The following is a 16,942-nucleotide window of genomic DNA, read 5'->3' as shown; positions in this document are numbered from 1 at the left end:
GATTGCCTGGCTAGCGCCGGATGCCCGGCAGAAATTCAAACGGGTCGGACGCGGGCTCCTGCTGCAGCGTGCCTTCGGCGGCGCGCTTGCGGTGGTGGGCGAGAGAGCATTGCGGCGAGCACAATATGCCGCGATCCGACCAGTAGGCCGCACCGTGTTCGAGCTGACCCCCATGATGCCAGAACCCCGGCGCGCGGCAGGGCAAGCCGCATTCGATGCAGCGATAAGCGTCGGGTCTGGCGAGCATTGGCTGGTTCCGGTCGGCTGGTTCTGTCTGTCGCCGTACGACTTGATGCGGCGTCCATCGAATTTAATACAGGCCGGCGCGATTGCAAAATCCGCGTGACAAAATTTGACGTTTACGTAAAAAGAAGATGGGAGACCGCCCAAAGGCGGATGGTTTTGCGGCTCCGCCAGCCATAGGGTCGGCAGGCGGAAGCTGAGGAGGAAAGCGGCATGTATCGGGCACCGGTCGAGGATATCGCGTTCACGCTGAAGCACGTGGCGGGCATGAAATCGGCCCTCGACGCTGGTACGTTCGGCGATCTCGGCGAGGACCTGGTCGATGCCGTCCTTGGCGAAGCCGGCCGTTTCGCCACCGAGGAGGTGGCACCCCTTTACAAGATCGGTGACGAACACGGTGCCGTGCTGAAAGACGCTGCGGTCACCACCCCGCCCGGCTGGAAGGACCTCTATCGCCGCTGGATCGAAGGTGGCTGGAACGCGCTCTCCGGACCGGAAGAGTATGGTGGCCAGGCGCTGCCGACCATGCTCGGTGTCGCCGCGCTCGAAATGTGGAACTCCGCCGCCATGGCCTTCGGCATCGGCCCGACGCTGACCATGGGCGCGGTCGAAGCGCTGGACAAGCATGCCTCCGAAGACCTCAAGGCGAAGTACCTTGCCAAGCTCGTGTCCGGCGAGTGGATGGGCACGATGAACCTGACCGAACCGCAGGCCGGTTCCGATCTCGCCGCCTTGCGCAGCCGCGCCGAGCCGGCCGGCGACGGCACCTACCGTATCTTCGGCCAGAAGATCTTCATCACCTATGGCGAGCACGATTTTACCGACAACATCATCCATCTGGCGCTGGCGCGGCTGCCCGATGCGCCGGCCGGCACGCGCGGCATCTCGCTGTTCCTGGTGCCGAAATTCCTGGTCAACGACGATGGCTCGCTCGGCGCGCGCAACGACGTCTTCTGTTCCGGCCTCGAGCACAAACTCGGCATCCATGCCTCGCCCACCTGCACCATGATCTATGGCGACGGCTTTCAGGGCGCCAAGCCCGGCGCCATCGGCTGGCTGATCGGCGAGGAGAACAAGGGCCTCGCCTGCATGTTCACCATGATGAACAATGCCCGGCTTTGCGTCGGCATGCAGGGTGTCGCGGTCGCGGAAGCCGCCACCCAGAAGGCAATCGCCTATGCCAACGACCGCCGCCAGGGCAAGGCGGCGGATTACGCCGGTGCCGGCATGGCGCCGATCGTCCATCACCCTGACGTGCAGCGCAATCTCCTGACCATGAAGGCGCTGACGCAGACCGCGCGGGCAATCAGCTATTCCTGTGCCCACGCCATCGACATGGCGCGTGTCTCGGATGGTGATCAGGCTGCGCACTGGCGCGACCGCGCCAATCTTTTGACACCGCTGGCCAAGGCCTTTTCGACCGATGTCGGCGTTGACGTCGCTTCGCTCGGCCTTCAGGTGCATGGCGGCATGGGCTTTATCGAGGAAACGGGCGCGGCAGCCCTTTATCGCGACGCGCGCATCGCGCCGATCTACGAGGGCACCAATGGCATCCAGGCGATCGATCTGGTGATGCGCAAGCTGCCGCTCGGCGGCGGCGAACATGTGCATGGCTTCATCGGCGAATTGGCTGCGGTCGCCAACGCCGTGCGCACCTCCAACCTGCAGGGTTTCGGCCGCACCGCCGATGCTCTCGACGCAGCATTTGGCGATCTGACGCAGGCGACGCGTTTCCTGCAAAAACTGTCGACCGACGGCCGGACTGAGGAGGCGCTGGCGGGTGCCACGCCGTATCTGCGGCTGATCTCGCTTGCCGCCGGCGGCGCTTATCTGGCGCGGGGCGCTCTTGCCGATCAGGGCCGCATCGCGCTTTGCCGCTTCTTCGCCGAAAACCTGCTCGGCGAGGCGGGTGCGCTGAAAGAGCGCGTTATCGACGGTGCCGAAAGTCTCGCTGCTGCCGGCAAGGCGTTGATTTCAGCCTGACGTTCACAAGGAAAAAACCGTGACAGACCATATCCTCGTCGAGCGCCAGGGCGCCATCCAGATCATCCGCATGAACCGGCCGGACAAGAAGAACGCACTGACGCGCGCCATGTACGCGAAAATGTCGGCGGCCCTTGCCGAAGGCGACGCCGATCCGGCCATCCGCGTCCATGTCTTCCTCGGCGTGCCCGGCGCCTTCTCCTCCGGCAATGACCTTGCCGATTTCATGGTCGTGGCCACCGGCGGCGATGGCGGCACCGAGGTCTGGGATTTCCTGATGGCGCTGGCCAGGGTCGAAAAACCCATCGTCTCCGGCGTCGACGGCATCGCGGTCGGTATCGGCACGACGATCAACCTGCATTGCGACCTGACCTTCGCCACGCCGCGCACCGTGTTCAGGACGCCTTTCGTCGATCTCGGCCTGGTGCCGGAGGCGGGATCGAGCCTTTTGGCGCCGCGCGTTCTGGGCCAGCAAGGTGCTTTCGCTCTGCTCGGTCTTGGCGAGGGTTTTTCCGCCGAGCGCGCGAAGGCCGCCGGCCTGATCTATGAAGTGGTCGAAGAGGGTGCGCTGGAGGCCTCGGTCCTGGCAGCCGCCGGCCAGATCGCCGCCAAGCCGCCGCAGGCGCTGAAGATCGCACGCGATCTCATGCGCGGCTCGCGTGACGACCTTGTTGCCCGCATCGGCGAGGAAAGCGAGCATTTCCGCGAGCGGCTGAAGTCGGATGAGGCTCGTGCGGCGCTGACCGCATTCATGACCAGAAAGAAGTCCTGATAGGTCTTTTGAAGCTGTTTCCGCTCACTCAATACGGGGGGCGGGCAGCTGCTGGCCGGCTTGATACAGTGTCAGCCCTTCGGCGCGGCCGGTGCCCTCGAACGTTATTTGGGCGTTGACGATCTTCAGGAAGAAGTCGCGTTCTCCCTCGGGGAAGATTTCGTACTGTTCCTGGCCCGTCAGTTGGACCAGAAGCCCGTCGCCATCGCGACTTACGTCAATGATGGCTTCTGGGGTGAGCTGATACTTGCCGACATAGTTGTCGTAGAGCCGGGGGTCGACGCTCACTTCGATGTGCCGCTTCGGTGGCGCGGCGAGCACTATCGTGGGATCGAGCAGGTGCTGGCCGGAATTGTCGACGAATTCGGTCACCGTGTTCGAGAGCACGACTACACCGCGCCTGGATTTCGGCAGGAAACCGAGGAAGGAGCAATAGCCGCCGGTGCCGCCATTGTGCCAGATCATCTCCTCGTCGCCGCGTTTTGTGATCATCCAGCCAAGCCCCATCTGCACATTGTCAGCACCGATCGACCGCCGCGTTTTCAAGGTCAGGTCGAAGGCCGCGGTCAATAGCGATGCGTTGCCAAGGGCTGCTTCCACGAAGGTCAGAAGGTCTCCGGCGGTGGAACGCAAGGCGCCGGCACCGGCGAGTGTCGGCAGGGTCCAGTTCGAAACAGGCCGCAGGCCCCACTCGTGGCCATGCGCAAGCCTCACCGCCAATGCCGGCGAGAGCGCTATGGCCGTGCTTTCCATCCCAAGCGGTCCAGCGATTCGATCCCGGATCAGGCTTTCGTAGTCCGTTCCGGCGCGCCGCGCCAGGACATGTCCCAGCAGGCCGAAGCCGACATTGGAGTATTCGTGGCGCGTACCGATGTCGTGCGCCAGCTGATGTGCGGAGAGAAACTGGTAGAGTTGTTCGACCGTGTAGTCGGCATAGGGATCGGCGTCATTCTCTGGAGCCATATTGTCGGGCAGGCGAGGCAGGGAGGACATATGGGTGGCGAGATCGGCGAGCGTGATGGCCTTGCCGTTGCGCTGTGGCACCGAAACCTCGGGCGGCAAGTGCATTGCAACCGGATCGTCGAGCTTCAACTCGCCCTTGTTGGCCATGTCGGCCAGCAGCAGCGTCGTGAACACCTTGGTGATGGAGCCGATTTCGAAGACGGTATTGCCGTCCACGGAGCGTGGATCATCCTCGCAGAAACGCCCCTGCGCAAAGATGCGGCGCCCCTGCGGTTCGACAATGCCGACGACGACACCCATCGCCTGCCTGTGCTCACCGACGCGCTCGGCGAGAATCCGGGCTATTTCCAGATCGGACGGCAGGGAAGAATTCCGCTCTCTAGAATTGGCTTTTGTCACGAAACAGCTCCTTGAAAGCACCGCTGATGGAGCTATGTCGCCTCGATTGCCTCAGCATTACGGTACAAGACGCGCGGGCGGTTCGTGGCCAGGCGCGCCCCGAGAGCGATCAGCAGCTCGTCCGCGCTGCGTTCCAACTCAGGGATAAAGCCGCGTCTTGTCCCAACCGCCCTTGGCATTGCGGGAAAAGACGACCCGGTCATGCAGCCGGAACGGCCGATCATGCCAGAACTCGATCGTCTTCGGCACGATGCGGAAGCCTGACCAGTGCTTTGGCCGCGGAATCTCGCCGATGGCATAGCGCGCTGTGTATTCGGCGACAGCCTTCTCCAGCGCGAAGCGGCTTTCCAGCGGTCGTGACTGCTTCGACGCCCAGGCGCCGATGCGGCTGCCGCGCGGCCGTGTCGCATAATAGCTGTCGGCATCGACGTCGCTGACGATCTCCACCGGACCGCGAATGCGCACCTGGCGGCGCAGCGATTTCCAGTGGAAACACATCGCCGCCTTCATGCTGCCAAGAATCTCCTGGCCCTTCGCGCTCTCGAAATTCGTGTAGAAAACAAAGCCGCCCTCATCGAACCCCTTGAGCAGCACCATCCGCACATCCGGCATGCCTTCGGCATCGACGGTCGCCAGTGCGACGCCATTGGCGTCGTTGATTTCGCTCTTGGTGGCGTCGTCCAGCCATGCGGCAAAGAGGCGAAACGGCTCGGCCGCTTCGGTAAAGTCACTGGTTGTTAACTCTGTGTCACTCATAGTTTTTCTCAAATTGTCACGAAATCAGGGAGGTTGCCGATTGTCGCGTATCGCGCAAGCTTTTGACAGCAGGCAATGGGGCGTTATCGCTTCGGCCAGCGCGAAAGCGGCGATCGTGTCAATCGCCCTGCCGCTTGTTGGCTGTGGCGCAGGCGGCTTCAGCCTGGAAAAAGCCGAAGTCGACCGCTCGATCCTGACCAGCAGCACGCAGGCTTCAGCAGCGCCTGCCGATTCGGATCGCGACTCAGACCAGACGACGATCGGCAATGCGGTGTCCTCCGCCGACATCGAGCAACTCGGCGGCCAGGCCGTGCCGTGGGCGAATGCCGGCACCGGCTCACGCGGCTCCATCACCGAACTGGCGGAATTGAAGGACAGGGGCCAGACCTGCCGCCGCTTCAAGGCCTCGCGCGAGAGCTTTGATGGCGTTGCCATGTTCGAGGGCGAACTGTGCCTCGCCAATGCCGGCGGCTGGCGCATGCAGGGCTTCAAGGCGCTCTGAGCCTGATCCGAAAGTCGATCGGGTCGGCTCGGCGGCTCTTTTCGTCGCCCGGTGCGTCGCCAATCTTGCCGATATCCCGATATCGGCTGCGATCGGCTCCTTCCGGATCGACAAAAATCCCTCACCGATCCTCAGCCGCCGACTTTCGGATCAGGCTCTCATTTTCCGCTTCCGATATGGTGGCCCGCTACTGGAATTTCTTCCTATGCAAGCGCATATAGTGGGCAAGTATGGACTCAACTCATTTCCAGGGCAGGAAGCATGCGCGACCCGTATGAGGTCCTGGGCGTTGCAAAGAACGCATCGGCCAAGGACATAAAATCGGCGTATCGGAAACTCGCCAAGAAACATCATCCGGACCAGAATCCGGATGATCCAAAGGCGAAGGACCGTTTTGCCCAGGCCAACCAGGCCTATGAGATCGTCGGCGACGAGAAGAATCGCGCCGCCTTCGATCGCGGCGAGATCGACGCCGACGGCAAGCCGCGCTTCCAGGGTTTTGAGGGCGCCGCCGGTGGCGGCGATCCCTTCGGCGGGTTTCGCCGCCAGCAAGGGGCCGGTGGTTCGCGATTCGAATTTCGTTCGGGGCGTCCGGGTGGTGATCCGTTCGACGGCAACAGCGATATTTTCAGCCAGATTTTCGGCGACGCCTTTTCCGGTGCGCGCGGCGCTGGCGCCGGCGACCGTCGCCAGCCGGCGACGGCGGCCGATCTGAACGTCACGCTCGACGTCACCATCGAGGAAGCCGCGACCGCCGAAAAGGTGACGGCGATGTTTCCGGATGGCCGCAAGGTGGCGGTCAAATTGCCGGCCTTTGTCGAGGATGGCCAGACCATCCGGTTGAAGGGGCAGGGCGAGCAGGGGCCTGGCCAGCCGGGCGACGCGCTGGTCAAGATCCATATCCGCCGGCATTCGCGCTACCGCATCGAAGGCCGTGACCTGCATGCCGATCTGCCGGTGTCGCTGGCGGATGCGGTGCTGGGCGCCAAGGTGCCGGTCGAGACGCCGACCGGCAGGCTTGCCGTCAATGTGCCCGCCTGGTCGAGCTCGGACAAGGTCCTGCGTCTGAAAGGCAGGGGCCTGCCGGAAAAGGCTGGCGGCCATGGCGACCTCTACGCCCACGTGCGCATCATGCTGCCGGAAGGCGGCGACAGCGCGCTCGAAGCGTTGCTGCGCGGCCAAAAAGGCTGATCCAGCGCTTTTGTCCCCCGAACTGTCCGGTTTGAGCGCTTGAAGGGGCTGTGTGCCTGTGCGATAGGCACTCCACAAAGCAGAAACCTTGCGGAGAGCGCTCACATGGCGGGTGGACAGGGCCTGATGGCCGGCAAGCGCGGCCTTATTCTTGGCGTCGCGAATAACAGATCGATCGCCTATGGCATCGCCAAGGCATGCGTCGATCATGGCGCCGAGATTGCGCTGACCTATCAGGGCGAGGCGTTCAAGAAGCGCGTCGAGCCGCTGGCGGCCGAGCTGGGCGCCTTTGTCGCCGGCCATTGCGATGTCACCGATCCGGCGAGTCTCGACGAGGTTTTCGCCAATGTCGCCAGGCATTGGGGAGGCAAGCTCGACTTCCTCGTCCATGCCATCGCTTTTTCCGACAAGGATGAACTGACCGGGCGCTATGTCGAGACGACGCGCGACAACTTCCTGCGCACCATGGACATTTCGGTCTATTCGTTCACCACCATCGCCAAGCGCGCCGAGGCGCTGATGACCGATGGCGGTTCGCTTTTGACGCTGACCTATTACGGCGCCGAGAAGGTGATGCCGCATTACAACGTCATGGGCGTCGCCAAGGCCGCGCTCGAGGCCAGCGTGCGTTACCTCGCCGTCGATCTCGGTGCCAAGAAGATTCGTGTCAACGCCATCTCCGCCGGCCCGATCAAGACGCTGGCCGCCTCCGGCATTGGCGACTTCCGCTACATCCTGAAGTGGAACGAATACAACTCGCCGCTGAAGCAGACGGTCACGCAGGAAGAGGTCGGGGATTCCGGCGTCTATTTCCTGTCAGACCTGTCGCGTGGCGTCACCGGCGAAGTGCACCATGTCGATTCCGGCTATCACGTGGTCGGCATGAAGGCGGTCGACGCGCCCGATATTTCGACGGTCAAGGACTAATTCCCCCCGCCTATCCTCCGCCCTGGCCCAGGCCCGACCTCCGGAAGACCTGATGTACCCGCTGGTTTATATCGTGCGCCACGGCCAGACCGCGTGGAACGCCGAGTTCCGGCTTCAGGGGCAGGCCGATACTGATCTCAATGTCCTTGGCCGCGAACAGGCGACCGGGAACGGTCATCGGCTGGCCGAACTTGTCGGCGATCCCGGGGAATTCGACTTCGTCGCCAGCCCGATGCGCCGGACGCGCGAGACGATGGAACGCATCCGCGCCGCGATGACGCTCGATCCGCTCGCCTATCGAACCGATGCACGCCTCATTGAAGTCAATTTCGGTGACTGGCAGAGTTTTACCTTTGCCGAGCTCGAGACGCAGTCACCCGGAGCAAGCCGGTCCCGCGCACTGGACAAATGGAACTTTCAGCCGCCCGGCGACGGTGCGGAGAGCTATCAGATGCTGCTCGAACGGGTGAAGCCCTGCTTCGACGAGATGGACCGCAGGACAATCTGTGTGACACATGGCGGCGTCATGCGCACGCTGTTTCGCTTCGTGCTTGATATGGCCGAAGACGAGGCCGCGAACCTGGAGATACCGCAGGATCGCGTGCTCAAACTCGAAGGCAAGAGCCTGGAGTGGCTTTAGGCGGTCTACAATGGCCCAGGAAATGACACGGCAGTTGCGGCCGTAATCGCGTAAGAGACGACTGAGCCGGCTCGGCGGAATGTCGAACCGACGGCACGCATCCAAATTGGGTCGGAAGCTTTAGTTCGTGTCGCCGTCCGGCAACTGCATGTCGGTGATGACGTTCTCGCCGTTGGTCACGTCGTAAGCGATGACGATGTCCATGCCCGGCTTCAGCGCGTCGAGATCGGTCTCGGCGTTCAGCTTGTAGGATTTGCCGTCGTCCAGCGTCAGAATCAGCGCGTCCTTGTCGATCTTCTTGATCAGGCCTTCGGTCTGGCCGGCGAAAGCAGCGGTGGAATAGAGCAGCGTGGCGGCAACAGCGCCAATCAGGGTACGCATAATCGTCCTCTTTGGTCATTGCGCCGGCACTGTGGCGGCGGATCCTCAACGGCGGATGGAAGAAAGCAGAAACCAGCCGAATGTGTCAAAACTTAAACGGCGGGGATGACAGTTTGACCACTGCAAAAAACGCCAATAGAAGGCAGGCTTCAACCGGCTCCGCTGCCGGGCAGGGCACTTTTCCATGTCTCACAACACGTTCGGCCATCTTTTCCGCGTCACCACCTGGGGCGAAAGCCATGGAGCAGCAATTGGCTGCGTGGTCGACGGCTGCCCCCCCGGTATCCGCTTCACGCGTGCCGAGATCCAGGCCGAACTCGACAAACGCCGGCCGGGACAGTCGCGTTTCGTCACCCAGCGCCGGGAGCCGGACGAGGTGAAGGTGCTGTCGGGCTTCGTGCTCGACGAGGACGGCGAGACCATGATCACCACCGGCACGCCGGTCTCGATGATGATCGAGAATGTCGATCAGCGTTCGAAGGACTATGGCGAGATCGCCCGCCAGTATCGGCCAGGCCATGCCGACTACACCTATGACGTCAAATACGGCATACGCGACTATCGCGGCGGCGGCCGCTCCTCCGCCCGCGAGACGGCGGCGCGTGTGGCAGCCGGTGCCTTGGCGCGCAAGGTGGTGCCGGGCATGGTGGTGCGCGGCGCGCTGGTGTCGATGGGCGAAAAGTCGATCGACCGCGCCAACTGGAACTGGAATTTCATTGGCGATGCGGAGAATCCATTTTTCACCCCCGATCCGGCTTCCGTTCCCGTCTTCACGCAGTATCTCGACGGCATCCGCAAGGCCGGTTCCTCGGTCGGCGCGGTGATCGAGATCGTCACCGACGGCGTTCCGCCGGGGCTCGGCGCGCCGATCTATGCCAAGCTCGACCAGGATATCGCCTCCGGGCTGATGTCGATCAACGCCGTCAAGGGCGTCGAGATCGGCAATGGTTTCGAGGCGGCGCGCATCACCGGCGAACAGAATGCCGACGAGATGCGCATCGGCAATGACGGCAAGCCGGTGTTCCTGTCCAACAATGCCGGCGGCATCCTCGGCGGCATCTCGACCGGTCAGGCGATCATTGCGCGCTTCGCCGTCAAGCCGACCTCGTCGATCCTGACGCCGCGCAAGTCGATCGACAAGGACGGCAACGACGTCGAGGTGATGACCAAGGGCCGGCATGACCCCTGCGTCGGCATCCGCGCCGTGCCGATCGGCGAGGCGATGGTTGCCTGCGCGATCGCCGATCACTATCTGCGCCATCGGGGACAGACGGGGAAGGGAGTAGGGCAGTAGGGCAGTAGGGCAGTAGGGCAGTAGGGCAGTATGCTACGCCCAACGCTCAGACAGCCAAATTTTTGCTTTCCCCTGCTGCCTTACTGCCCTATTCCCCTACTGCCCTGCGAGCAAAGCGAGCGTCCATGCCTTACGACCAGAAGAAGATTGTCGAAGCTATCCGGGCCTTCGAACGCGGCGAGATCGTCGTCGTCATGGACGATGACGGGCGCGAGAACGAGGGCGATCTGATCGTTGCCGCCGTCCACTGCACGCCGGAGAAGATGGCCTTCATCGTCCGCAACACTTCGGGCATCGTCTGCACCCCGATGCCGCGCGAGGAAGCCAAGCGGCTCAACCTGCAGCCGATGGTTGCCGACAATGATTCCGCCCACACCACCGCCTTCACCGTCAGCGTCGATTTCAAGCATGGCACGACGACAGGCATTTCGGCCGACGACCGCACGCTGACCGTGCGCAACCTCGCCAATGGCAATGTCGGCGCCTCCGACTTCGTCCGCCCCGGCCACATCTTTCCGCTGATCGCGCGTGAAGGCGGCGTCCTGATGCGTTCAGGCCATACCGAAGCGGCGGTCGACCTGTGCAAGCTCGCCGGCCTGCCGCCGATCGGCGTCATTTCCGAACTGGTCAACGACGACGGCACCGTCAAGCGGGGCCCGCAAGTGCAGGCTTTCGCCGAAGAGCATGGTCTCAAGCAGGTTTCGGTCGCCGACCTCATCGCCTATCGGCAACGCAAGGAAACGCTGGTCGAACGCGTCGCCTGCTCTGATATCGACACGCTCGGCGGCAAGGCGCAGGTTTTCACCTACACGCTGCCCTGGGACACGATGCATCACGTCGCCGTCGTCTTCGGCGACATACGCGACGGCGAGGACGTGCCGGTGCGGCTGCATTCCGAGGATGTGGTGACAGACGTCTTCGGCACCAGCCATCGGCTGGATGCCATCATGAAGGCGATGGGCGAGCGCAAGCGCGGCGTCATCGTCTATCTCAGAGAGGGTTCGGTCGGCGTCGCCCATCAGGAGCGCAAGCGCCCGCAGAGCGGCGACCGCGAGGATCACGAAGAGGCCCGCCGGCGCGAGAATGAATGGCGCGAAATCGGCCTCGGCGCGCAGATCCTGAAAGATCTCGGCATTTCCTCGATCAACCTGATCGCCTCACGCGAGCGCCACTATGTCGGCCTCGAAGGCTTTGGCATCCACATCGCCAAGACCGAGATTATCTGAGAGGTCGACCAATCCCTTTGCCGGGAGATGACGGCATGAACGCGTCATTGCCTCTGAGCCAGCGCAGCGAGCGGCTTTTGCTGCGCCGGCCGGCGCAGGCTGATCTGGATTTCCTGATCGATCTCTTCTCACGCTGGGAACCTGTCGCCCATCGCCCCGATCCTGTTGCGGACACGCCTCAGCAGAGCGCCGCCAGGCTGGCTCGCGACATCGGCCACTGGGACAAGCATGGCTTTGGCCGCTGGGCGGTCGAAGCCGATGGAAAGCTGATCGGCTTCGGCGGTGTCACCGTCTCGGCGGATTTCGACGGCCTGAACCTGTCCTACCATCTTCATCCGGAAAGCTGGGGACATGGCTATGCCACGGAACTGGTTGCGGCGGCGCTGCAGGCCGCGTTCGGCCCTCTGCATGCCGACCGGGTCATTGGCCTCGTCCGCGCCGCCAACCCCGCATCGCGGCGCGTGCTGGAGAAATGCGGCTTCACCTTCGAACAAGAGGTGATGCTGCACGGAGCGCCAACAATGCTTTTTGCGCTGGCACGACCGCGCTGGATTTCAAGCCCTGCCGCATAGAGCGGAGTGCCCGGCCCCAACAGGGACCGAGCGCGCTATTCCGCTGGAACGGCGGCAGCCTCACACCCATCCAGGTCGCATTCGCGGGTGGCCAGGCTGCGTTGGCCGAGCAGCACGGTGGCCAGCGCAATCGTGCCTGATGCAACGGAGACCCAGAACCCGCTCTGGGCGCCGAACGCATCCACCACCGCGCCGGCGACGAACGCGCCCAACGCCATTCCGATGCCGATCCCTGTTGTCACCCAGGTGATGCCCTCGGTCAGCATCGCTTCCGGCACATGCCGCTCGATCAGGCCGAACGCGGTGATGAAGGTCGGCGAGATCGCCACGCCGCTAAGGAACACGGTCAGGGCCAGTAGTGGCACTGAGCCAGCCGTGAGCGGCAGCAATGTGCTGAGCGCCAGGACGGCGACTGCAATGGCGAGTTGCCGCTGTAGCGGCGCCTTCAGGTTGAGCGCGCCGACCACAATGCCAAGCGCGAACGATCCCACTGCATAGACGCCGATGACGAGGCTGGCGGCACCGGGCTGCCCAAGCTCCTTGGTGAGCGCTATCGTGCTGACCTCCGTCGTCGCGAAGGTCGCGCCAACGAAGATTATGGCGAAGGTGATGATCTGCACCGGCCGCATACGGATTGCCGAGCCGGCGGAGCCATGACCAACCGGCCGCACTTGTGGTTCGCTCGAACGCTGCAGGATGAACGCGGCCCAGCCAATGGCAAGAAACAGCGTGCTTACCAGAACGCCGGCCTCCGGAAACAGCGCAGCGCTAAGTCCCACCGAAAGCGATGCGCCGAGAATGTAGACCAGTTCGTCCGCGACCGACTCGAAGGCGAATGCAGTGTTCATTTGCGGACGTCCGCGAAAAAGCTCGGTCCAGCGCGCGCGAACCATCGCCGGCATGCTGGGCATGGCGGCTGCGGCCAGCGCCGACACGAACAGTGTCCATACCGGCCAGTCCTGATTGGCCGCAACAATCAGCACCGCAAAGGCGATAAATGTGATGAGGGTGGTGGGGACCGCAACCCGCGTCTGGCCAAGGCGATCCACCAGCCTCGACGTTTGCGGTGAAACGAATGCGTTGCCCAGAGCAAACGTCGCCGAGACCGCACCCGCCAGCCAGTATTCGCCGCGCGTCTGCGACAGCATTGCCACAATGCCGATCGGCGCCATGGCAATCGGCAGGCGCGCGATGAAGCCGGCGGCCGCGAAGCCCTTGGTTCCCGGAGCACGAAAGATTTCAGCATAGGGGTTTTGCATGGGGTTCCTCGACAAAAGGCCATCTGACAATTACATACGGAGCGTATGAGGATTAGATAGACCATACGCGACGTATGTCAATTGGCATACGGAACGTATGTGGATAAGGCCAGACAGAATGCACAGACCCCGCAAGGAGATGATCGCAGAGACTCGCGCCAAGCTGATCGCCGCGGCCCGCCAGGCCTTCGGCACGACAGGCTACGCCGAAGCGTCGATGGATGATTTCACTGCCTCGGCCGGACTGACGCGCGGCGCACTCTATCATCACTTCGGTGACAAGAAGGGACTGCTGGAGGCAGTTATCGCCGAAATCGACGGCGAGATGGCGGCTCGGGTGAATGAGGTCGCCTCGAAAGCGCCGACTCGCTGGCAGCATTTCGTCGACGAATGCACGACCTATATCGAGATGGCGCTGGAGCCGGAAATCCAGCGCATCATGTTCCGCGACGGCCCGGCCGTGCTGGGCGATCCGGCACAATGGTCGAATGCCAATGCCTGCGTTGGTTCAATGACCGATCATCTGACCGCCCTGCAGGGGGAAGGGGTGGTCGTCCCGAGCGTCGACCCCGAGACCGCCGCACGGCTGATCAATGGCGCCAGCAGCCAGGCGGCGCAGCGGATCGCCAATTCGAACGACCCCGAAGCGACGTCGAAGATGGTCGTGGCGGCGTTCAAGCAACTGCTGGAGGGCCTGCTCAGGAAACCAGGTTCATAACAGAACTAAAATCCCCGTTGGGCGCCTCGCTGGCACCGCCCACGATTGACAATCTTCAGGCAGAGCGCATCCTCCGCAGCCATCTCTGAGGGGAGATTCGGAGCATGTGGGATTTCGAGATCGGCAGGTCGGTGTCCATCATGATCAGGACCTGGCCCTTCATTGTCTTTCGCATGATCGTCTATTTCGGCATCACGCTGGCCTACATCATGGCGACCGGCACCGGCGCCTCGGTCGGCTATGGCGTCGGCCATATCTCCACCGATCCTGACGGGCCGCTGTCTTTTGCCCTGTGGGGTGGCGTGGTCGGTTTCGGCGTCGTCTCGATCGCCGTCTACTGGATCCGCGAATACATCCTCTACGTCGTCAAGGCCGGCCATATCGCCGTCATGGTTCATCTGATCGATGGCCGGGATGTTCCCGACGGCCAGAACCAGATCGCCTATGCCAAGCAGGTCGTCACCGAGCGGTTCGCCGAGGCCAACATCCTTTTCGTCGTCGACCAGCTGGTCAAGGGCGCCATCCGCGCCATCACCGGCCTGCTCGGCGGCATCGCCGCTTTCCTGCCCATTCCGGGCCTGAGCGGGCTGGTCTCGTTCATCAACACGGTGATCCGCCTGTCGCTGACCTACGTCGACGAGATCATCCTCGGCTACAACATCCGCATCAATTCGTCCTCGCCCTTCGAGACCGCGCGCCAAGGCGTCGTGCTCTATGCCCAGAACGGCAAGACCATGGTCAAGAACGCCGTCTGGCTGGCGATCATCATGTGGGCCGTGTCGTTCGTCATCTTCCTGCTGATGCTGGCCCCGGCCGCCGCCATTCTCTTCATGATGCCAGGGCAGCTCGCCGGCTGGGCCTTCGTGCTCGCCATCGTCTTCGCCTGGGCTTTCAAGGCAGCGTTCATCGAGCCGTTCGCCATCGCTTGCCTGATGCAGGTCTATTTCAAGACCATTGCCGGCCAGGTGCCCGATCCGGCCTGGGATGCCCGGCTGGCCGAGGCGTCGTCGAAGTTCAGGGAACTCAAGGACAAGGCGCTGGCTTCCTTCGGCGGTTCGCGCTGGGGCACGGCTGGCGCGACGCGCTGATCGGCCGGGCAGGTGGTCGCCGACGCAACAGCAACGGTGTTGAGGTGTGCCACCGCTGATTTGAGTGGCGCCTCACCTTGCCCTGAAAACGTCTCGCTCATGATCAGCTCGGGCAGCGGCAGGCGTCGGCCCCAGCCATGCGTTTCGAGGTCCGGTTTCGGCGCGAATTCCGAGACACGGCCGACGCAGAGATAGGCGATCGGCGTCACGTGATCGGGAATGGCCAGCAGGCTCTTCAACGCTTGCGGCTCGATGATGCTGACCCAGCCGACACCGACGCCTTCGGCCCGCGCCGCCAGCCAGAAATTCTGCACCGCGCAGACCGTGCTGTAGAGATCCATCTCCGGATTGTGCCAGCGTCCCAGCGGTGAGCCCTGCGAGCGCTGGCGGTCGCAGGTGATGCAGATGTTGAGCGCGCTTTCGCAGATGCCTTCCAGCTTGAGTTTGCGGTAGAGCGCCTGCCGCTCTGCCTCGATGGCCGGCAGCTCCTGCTCACGCGCGGCAAGGAACAGGTCGCGCACCTTTTCCCGCCGTTTGGCGTCGCGAATGACGATGAAGTTCCACGGCTGCATGAAGCCGACCGATGGTGCGTGATGGGCGGCAAGCAGCAGCCGCGCCAGCACCTCGTCGTCGAGCGCGGTGGGGAGGAAATGGCTGCGCACATCGCGTCGCGTGAACATGGCGCGGTAGACCGCGTCGCGCGCCATCTGGTCAAATCCGTCGCCCATAGGAGCGGTCATGGCTTCCGGCATCGCTCGTCCCCTTGCGATTGCAATCAATGTCGTCCGCCTGACCATGCGGATGACGATGCCTGCCAGGCCGGTCTTCTGGCTCAGGATCAACCCGCGTCCGGTGCCTTCCCGTCATCGACAGTGGCATTTACCGGCGCGGTCCCCCTCACAGCGTTGGGCACGCCACGGAATTCAACCGTGTTCCCGATTCTCCCGCTTGCGGCGGGCACCAGGCAGTGGCGGCGACCTTACGCCGAAGCGCCGGCAGCGCCAATCCCCGCAGCGACGCCAATAGACGCAGGCGTGATTTTCCCCAGTCATCAAGCCGCAATGCATGGCCATCGCCGCGCCGGGGCACTAGATAGGGAGCATGACAACCCGTCTCTACACCCACCCGATCTTCCTCGAGCACATCACGCCGCCTGGCCATCCCGAGCGGCCGGACCGCTTGCGCGCTATCGAGCGCGTGCTTGACGACGAAGCCTTTGCCGCGCTCGATCGCGTCAAGGCGCCTGAAGGCGATGAGGCCACCATCCTCTACGCCCATCCTGCCGATTTCGTCGCGCGTGTGCGCGCCGCCATTCCCGAAGAGGGCCTTGCCCGTATCGATGCCGACACCACCGCCAGCCCGAAGAGCTGGCAGGCGGTGATCACCGCGATCGGCGCGGCCAACGCGGCTGTGGACGATGTCTTCACCGGCCGCGCCGACAATGTCTTCGTCGCCGCCCGTCCGCCCGGCCACCATGCCGAAAAGACCACGGCGATGGGCTTCTGCTTCTTCAACACGGCGGCGATCGCCGCGCGCTATGCGCAGAAGAAGCATGGCGTCGAGCGCGTCGCCGTCGTCGACTGGGACGTGCACCACGGCAACGGCACGCAGGATATTTTCTGGGACGATCCGTCGGTGCTCTATTGTTCGACGCACCAGATGCCGCTCTATCCCGGCACCGGCGCGAAGAGCGAGACCGGCGCCGGCAACATCGTCAACGCGCCTTTGGCACCGCAGACCGGCAGCGAGGTGTTTCGCGATGCCTTCCTGTCGCGTGTCCTGCCGGCGCTCGACAATTTCGCGCCGGATCTGATCATCATTTCGGCCGGCTTCGACGCGCACCATCGCGACCCGCTGGCCGAGATCAATCTGACCGAGGACGATTTCGACTGGGCGACCGGCCAGCTGATGCAGCGTGCGGCCCGCCACAGCGGCAACAGGCTCGTCAGCCTGCTCGAGGGCGGCTACGATCTGCAGGGACTGGCATTTTCGGTCGCCGCCCATGTCGGCCGACTGATGAAAGGATGA

The 16,942-nt window shown here is 63.3% G+C and carries 17 protein-coding genes, 1 pseudogene and 1 riboswitch; of the genes and pseudogenes, 12 read left to right on the top strand and 6 right to left on the bottom strand.

Features of this window, described 5'->3' with window-relative positions; genetic code table 11:
* Window positions 1-10: 10 nt before the first annotated feature.
* Complete coding sequence (locus DBIPINDM_RS06520) at window positions 11-247, bottom strand: hypothetical protein (protein ID WP_258584961.1); 237 nt, start codon at window positions 245-247, stop codon at window positions 11-13.
* Window positions 248-456: 209 nt separating this feature from the next.
* Here DBIPINDM_RS06520 and DBIPINDM_RS06515 point away from each other — a divergent pair, with 209 nt between their 5' ends.
* Together DBIPINDM_RS06515 and DBIPINDM_RS06510 are read left to right on the top strand one after the other, a co-directional pair.
* On the top strand, window positions 457-2,226 hold the full coding sequence (locus DBIPINDM_RS06515; RefSeq protein ID WP_258584960.1) for an acyl-CoA dehydrogenase family protein: 1,770 nt from the start codon (window positions 457-459) through the stop codon (window positions 2,224-2,226).
* Between the two features lie 19 nt (window positions 2,227-2,245).
* Complete coding sequence (locus DBIPINDM_RS06510) at window positions 2,246-2,998, top strand: crotonase/enoyl-CoA hydratase family protein (protein WP_258584959.1); 753 nt, start codon at window positions 2,246-2,248, stop codon at window positions 2,996-2,998.
* A gap of 24 nt (window positions 2,999-3,022) precedes the next feature.
* Here the strand turns inward: DBIPINDM_RS06510 and DBIPINDM_RS06505 are convergent, their stop codons facing one another.
* Both DBIPINDM_RS06505 and pdxH read right to left on the bottom strand, forming a co-directional pair.
* A complete protein-coding gene (locus tag DBIPINDM_RS06505) occupies window positions 3,023-4,360 on the bottom strand; it encodes a serine hydrolase (RefSeq protein ID WP_258584958.1) in 1,338 nt (445 codons plus the stop codon).
* A gap of 138 nt (window positions 4,361-4,498) precedes the next feature.
* Entirely contained in the window at window positions 4,499-5,116 is a 618-nt protein-coding gene (gene pdxH / locus DBIPINDM_RS06500; RefSeq protein ID WP_258584957.1) for a pyridoxamine 5'-phosphate oxidase, read from the bottom strand.
* A 40-nt stretch (window positions 5,117-5,156) separates the two neighbouring features.
* Between pdxH and DBIPINDM_RS06495 the strand changes: the two genes are divergently transcribed.
* The 4 genes from DBIPINDM_RS06495 (at window position 5,157) to DBIPINDM_RS06480 (ending at window position 8,376) form a co-directional block, all read left to right on the top strand.
* Window positions 5,157-5,618, top strand: coding sequence for an RT0821/Lpp0805 family surface protein (locus DBIPINDM_RS06495; RefSeq protein ID WP_258584956.1), 462 nt, complete (start codon window positions 5,157-5,159; stop codon window positions 5,616-5,618).
* Window positions 5,619-5,879: 261 nt separating this feature from the next.
* Window positions 5,880-6,809, top strand: a complete 930-nt coding sequence (locus DBIPINDM_RS06490) for a DnaJ C-terminal domain-containing protein (protein WP_027041438.1) — start codon at window positions 5,880-5,882, stop codon at window positions 6,807-6,809.
* A gap of 105 nt (window positions 6,810-6,914) precedes the next feature.
* Entirely contained in the window at window positions 6,915-7,736 is an 822-nt protein-coding gene (fabI, locus tag DBIPINDM_RS06485) for an enoyl-ACP reductase FabI (protein ID WP_258584955.1), read from the top strand.
* A gap of 52 nt (window positions 7,737-7,788) precedes the next feature.
* Window positions 7,789-8,376, top strand: coding sequence for a histidine phosphatase family protein (locus DBIPINDM_RS06480; protein WP_258584954.1), 588 nt, complete (start codon window positions 7,789-7,791; stop codon window positions 8,374-8,376).
* A 120-nt stretch (window positions 8,377-8,496) separates the two neighbouring features.
* On the opposite strand, the gene DBIPINDM_RS06475 is transcribed toward DBIPINDM_RS06480, so the two are convergent.
* Window positions 8,497-8,757: a DUF1344 domain-containing protein gene (locus tag DBIPINDM_RS06475; protein WP_258584953.1), complete on the bottom strand. Its 261-nt coding sequence runs from the start codon at window positions 8,755-8,757 to the stop codon at window positions 8,497-8,499.
* 184 nt (window positions 8,758-8,941) lie between these two features.
* On the opposite strand from DBIPINDM_RS06475, the gene aroC reads away from it, so the two are divergent.
* From aroC to DBIPINDM_RS06460, 3 genes are all read left to right on the top strand, one after another.
* Entirely contained in the window at window positions 8,942-10,051 is a 1,110-nt protein-coding gene (aroC, locus tag DBIPINDM_RS06470; RefSeq protein ID WP_258584952.1) for a chorismate synthase, read from the top strand.
* A gap of 125 nt (window positions 10,052-10,176) precedes the next feature.
* The gene (ribB, locus tag DBIPINDM_RS06465) at window positions 10,177-11,277 is read left to right on the top strand and encodes a 3,4-dihydroxy-2-butanone-4-phosphate synthase (RefSeq protein ID WP_258584951.1); all 1,101 of its coding nucleotides are present in this window, start codon (window positions 10,177-10,179) and stop codon (window positions 11,275-11,277) included.
* A gap of 35 nt (window positions 11,278-11,312) precedes the next feature.
* Window positions 11,313-11,849: a GNAT family N-acetyltransferase gene (locus DBIPINDM_RS06460; protein WP_258584950.1), complete on the top strand. Its 537-nt coding sequence runs from the start codon at window positions 11,313-11,315 to the stop codon at window positions 11,847-11,849.
* Between the two features lie 35 nt (window positions 11,850-11,884).
* Here the strand turns inward: DBIPINDM_RS06460 and DBIPINDM_RS06455 are convergent, their stop codons facing one another.
* A complete protein-coding gene (locus DBIPINDM_RS06455; RefSeq protein ID WP_258584949.1) occupies window positions 11,885-13,108 on the bottom strand; it encodes an MFS transporter in 1,224 nt (407 codons plus the stop codon).
* Between the two features lie 118 nt (window positions 13,109-13,226).
* On the opposite strand from DBIPINDM_RS06455, the gene DBIPINDM_RS06450 reads away from it, so the two are divergent.
* Together DBIPINDM_RS06450 and DBIPINDM_RS06445 are read left to right on the top strand one after the other, a co-directional pair.
* Entirely contained in the window at window positions 13,227-13,826 is a 600-nt protein-coding gene (locus DBIPINDM_RS06450) for a TetR/AcrR family transcriptional regulator (RefSeq protein WP_258584948.1), read from the top strand.
* Window positions 13,827-13,930: 104 nt separating this feature from the next.
* Entirely contained in the window at window positions 13,931-14,914 is a 984-nt protein-coding gene (locus DBIPINDM_RS06445; protein WP_258584947.1) for a hypothetical protein, read from the top strand.
* A gap of 170 nt (window positions 14,915-15,084) precedes the next feature.
* Here the strand turns inward: DBIPINDM_RS06445 and bluB are convergent.
* Window positions 15,085-15,594 (bottom strand): annotated as a pseudogene (bluB, locus tag DBIPINDM_RS06440) (5,6-dimethylbenzimidazole synthase); the annotation flags it as partial.
* 119 nt (window positions 15,595-15,713) lie between these two features.
* Window positions 15,714-15,894, bottom strand: a riboswitch (cobalamin riboswitch).
* A gap of 121 nt (window positions 15,895-16,015) precedes the next feature.
* Here bluB and DBIPINDM_RS06435 point away from each other — a divergent pair.
* Window positions 16,016-16,942 (top strand): histone deacetylase family protein, encoded by a 927-nt coding sequence (locus DBIPINDM_RS06435; RefSeq protein WP_258584946.1) that lies wholly within the window; start codon window positions 16,016-16,018, stop codon window positions 16,940-16,942.

Source organism: Mesorhizobium sp. AR02 (assembly GCF_024746835.1).
Lineage (GTDB): Bacteria > Pseudomonadota > Alphaproteobacteria > Rhizobiales > Rhizobiaceae > Mesorhizobium.
This window is presented reverse-complemented; position numbering and strand designations above follow the sequence as displayed.

Bases quoted from the DNA above. Each gene is read 5' to 3' on its own strand.
- DBIPINDM_RS06520 (WP_258584961.1), bottom strand. From the start codon at position 247: ATGCTCGCCAGACCCGACGCTTATCGCTGCATCGAATGCGGCTTGCCC.
- DBIPINDM_RS06515 (WP_258584960.1), top strand. From the start codon at position 457: ATGTATCGGGCACCGGTCGAGGATATCGCGTTCACGCTGAAGCACGTG.
- pdxH (WP_258584957.1), bottom strand. From the start codon at position 5,116: ATGAGTGACACAGAGTTAACAACCAGTGACTTTACCGAAGCGGCCGAG.
- DBIPINDM_RS06490 (WP_027041438.1), top strand. From the start codon at position 5,880: ATGCGCGACCCGTATGAGGTCCTGGGCGTTGCAAAGAACGCATCGGCC.
- fabI (WP_258584955.1), top strand. From the start codon at position 6,915: ATGGCGGGTGGACAGGGCCTGATGGCCGGCAAGCGCGGCCTTATTCTT.
- DBIPINDM_RS06480 (WP_258584954.1), top strand. From the start codon at position 7,789: ATGTACCCGCTGGTTTATATCGTGCGCCACGGCCAGACCGCGTGGAAC.
- DBIPINDM_RS06475 (WP_258584953.1), bottom strand. From the start codon at position 8,757: ATGCGTACCCTGATTGGCGCTGTTGCCGCCACGCTGCTCTATTCCACC.
- aroC (WP_258584952.1), top strand. From the start codon at position 8,942: ATGTCTCACAACACGTTCGGCCATCTTTTCCGCGTCACCACCTGGGGC.
- ribB (WP_258584951.1), top strand. From the start codon at position 10,177: ATGCCTTACGACCAGAAGAAGATTGTCGAAGCTATCCGGGCCTTCGAA.
- DBIPINDM_RS06460 (WP_258584950.1), top strand. From the start codon at position 11,313: ATGAACGCGTCATTGCCTCTGAGCCAGCGCAGCGAGCGGCTTTTGCTG.
- DBIPINDM_RS06455 (WP_258584949.1), bottom strand. From the start codon at position 13,108: ATGCAAAACCCCTATGCTGAAATCTTTCGTGCTCCGGGAACCAAGGGC.
- DBIPINDM_RS06450 (WP_258584948.1), top strand. From the start codon at position 13,227: ATGCACAGACCCCGCAAGGAGATGATCGCAGAGACTCGCGCCAAGCTG.
- DBIPINDM_RS06445 (WP_258584947.1), top strand. From the start codon at position 13,931: ATGTGGGATTTCGAGATCGGCAGGTCGGTGTCCATCATGATCAGGACC.
- DBIPINDM_RS06435 (WP_258584946.1), top strand. From the start codon at position 16,016: ATGACAACCCGTCTCTACACCCACCCGATCTTCCTCGAGCACATCACG.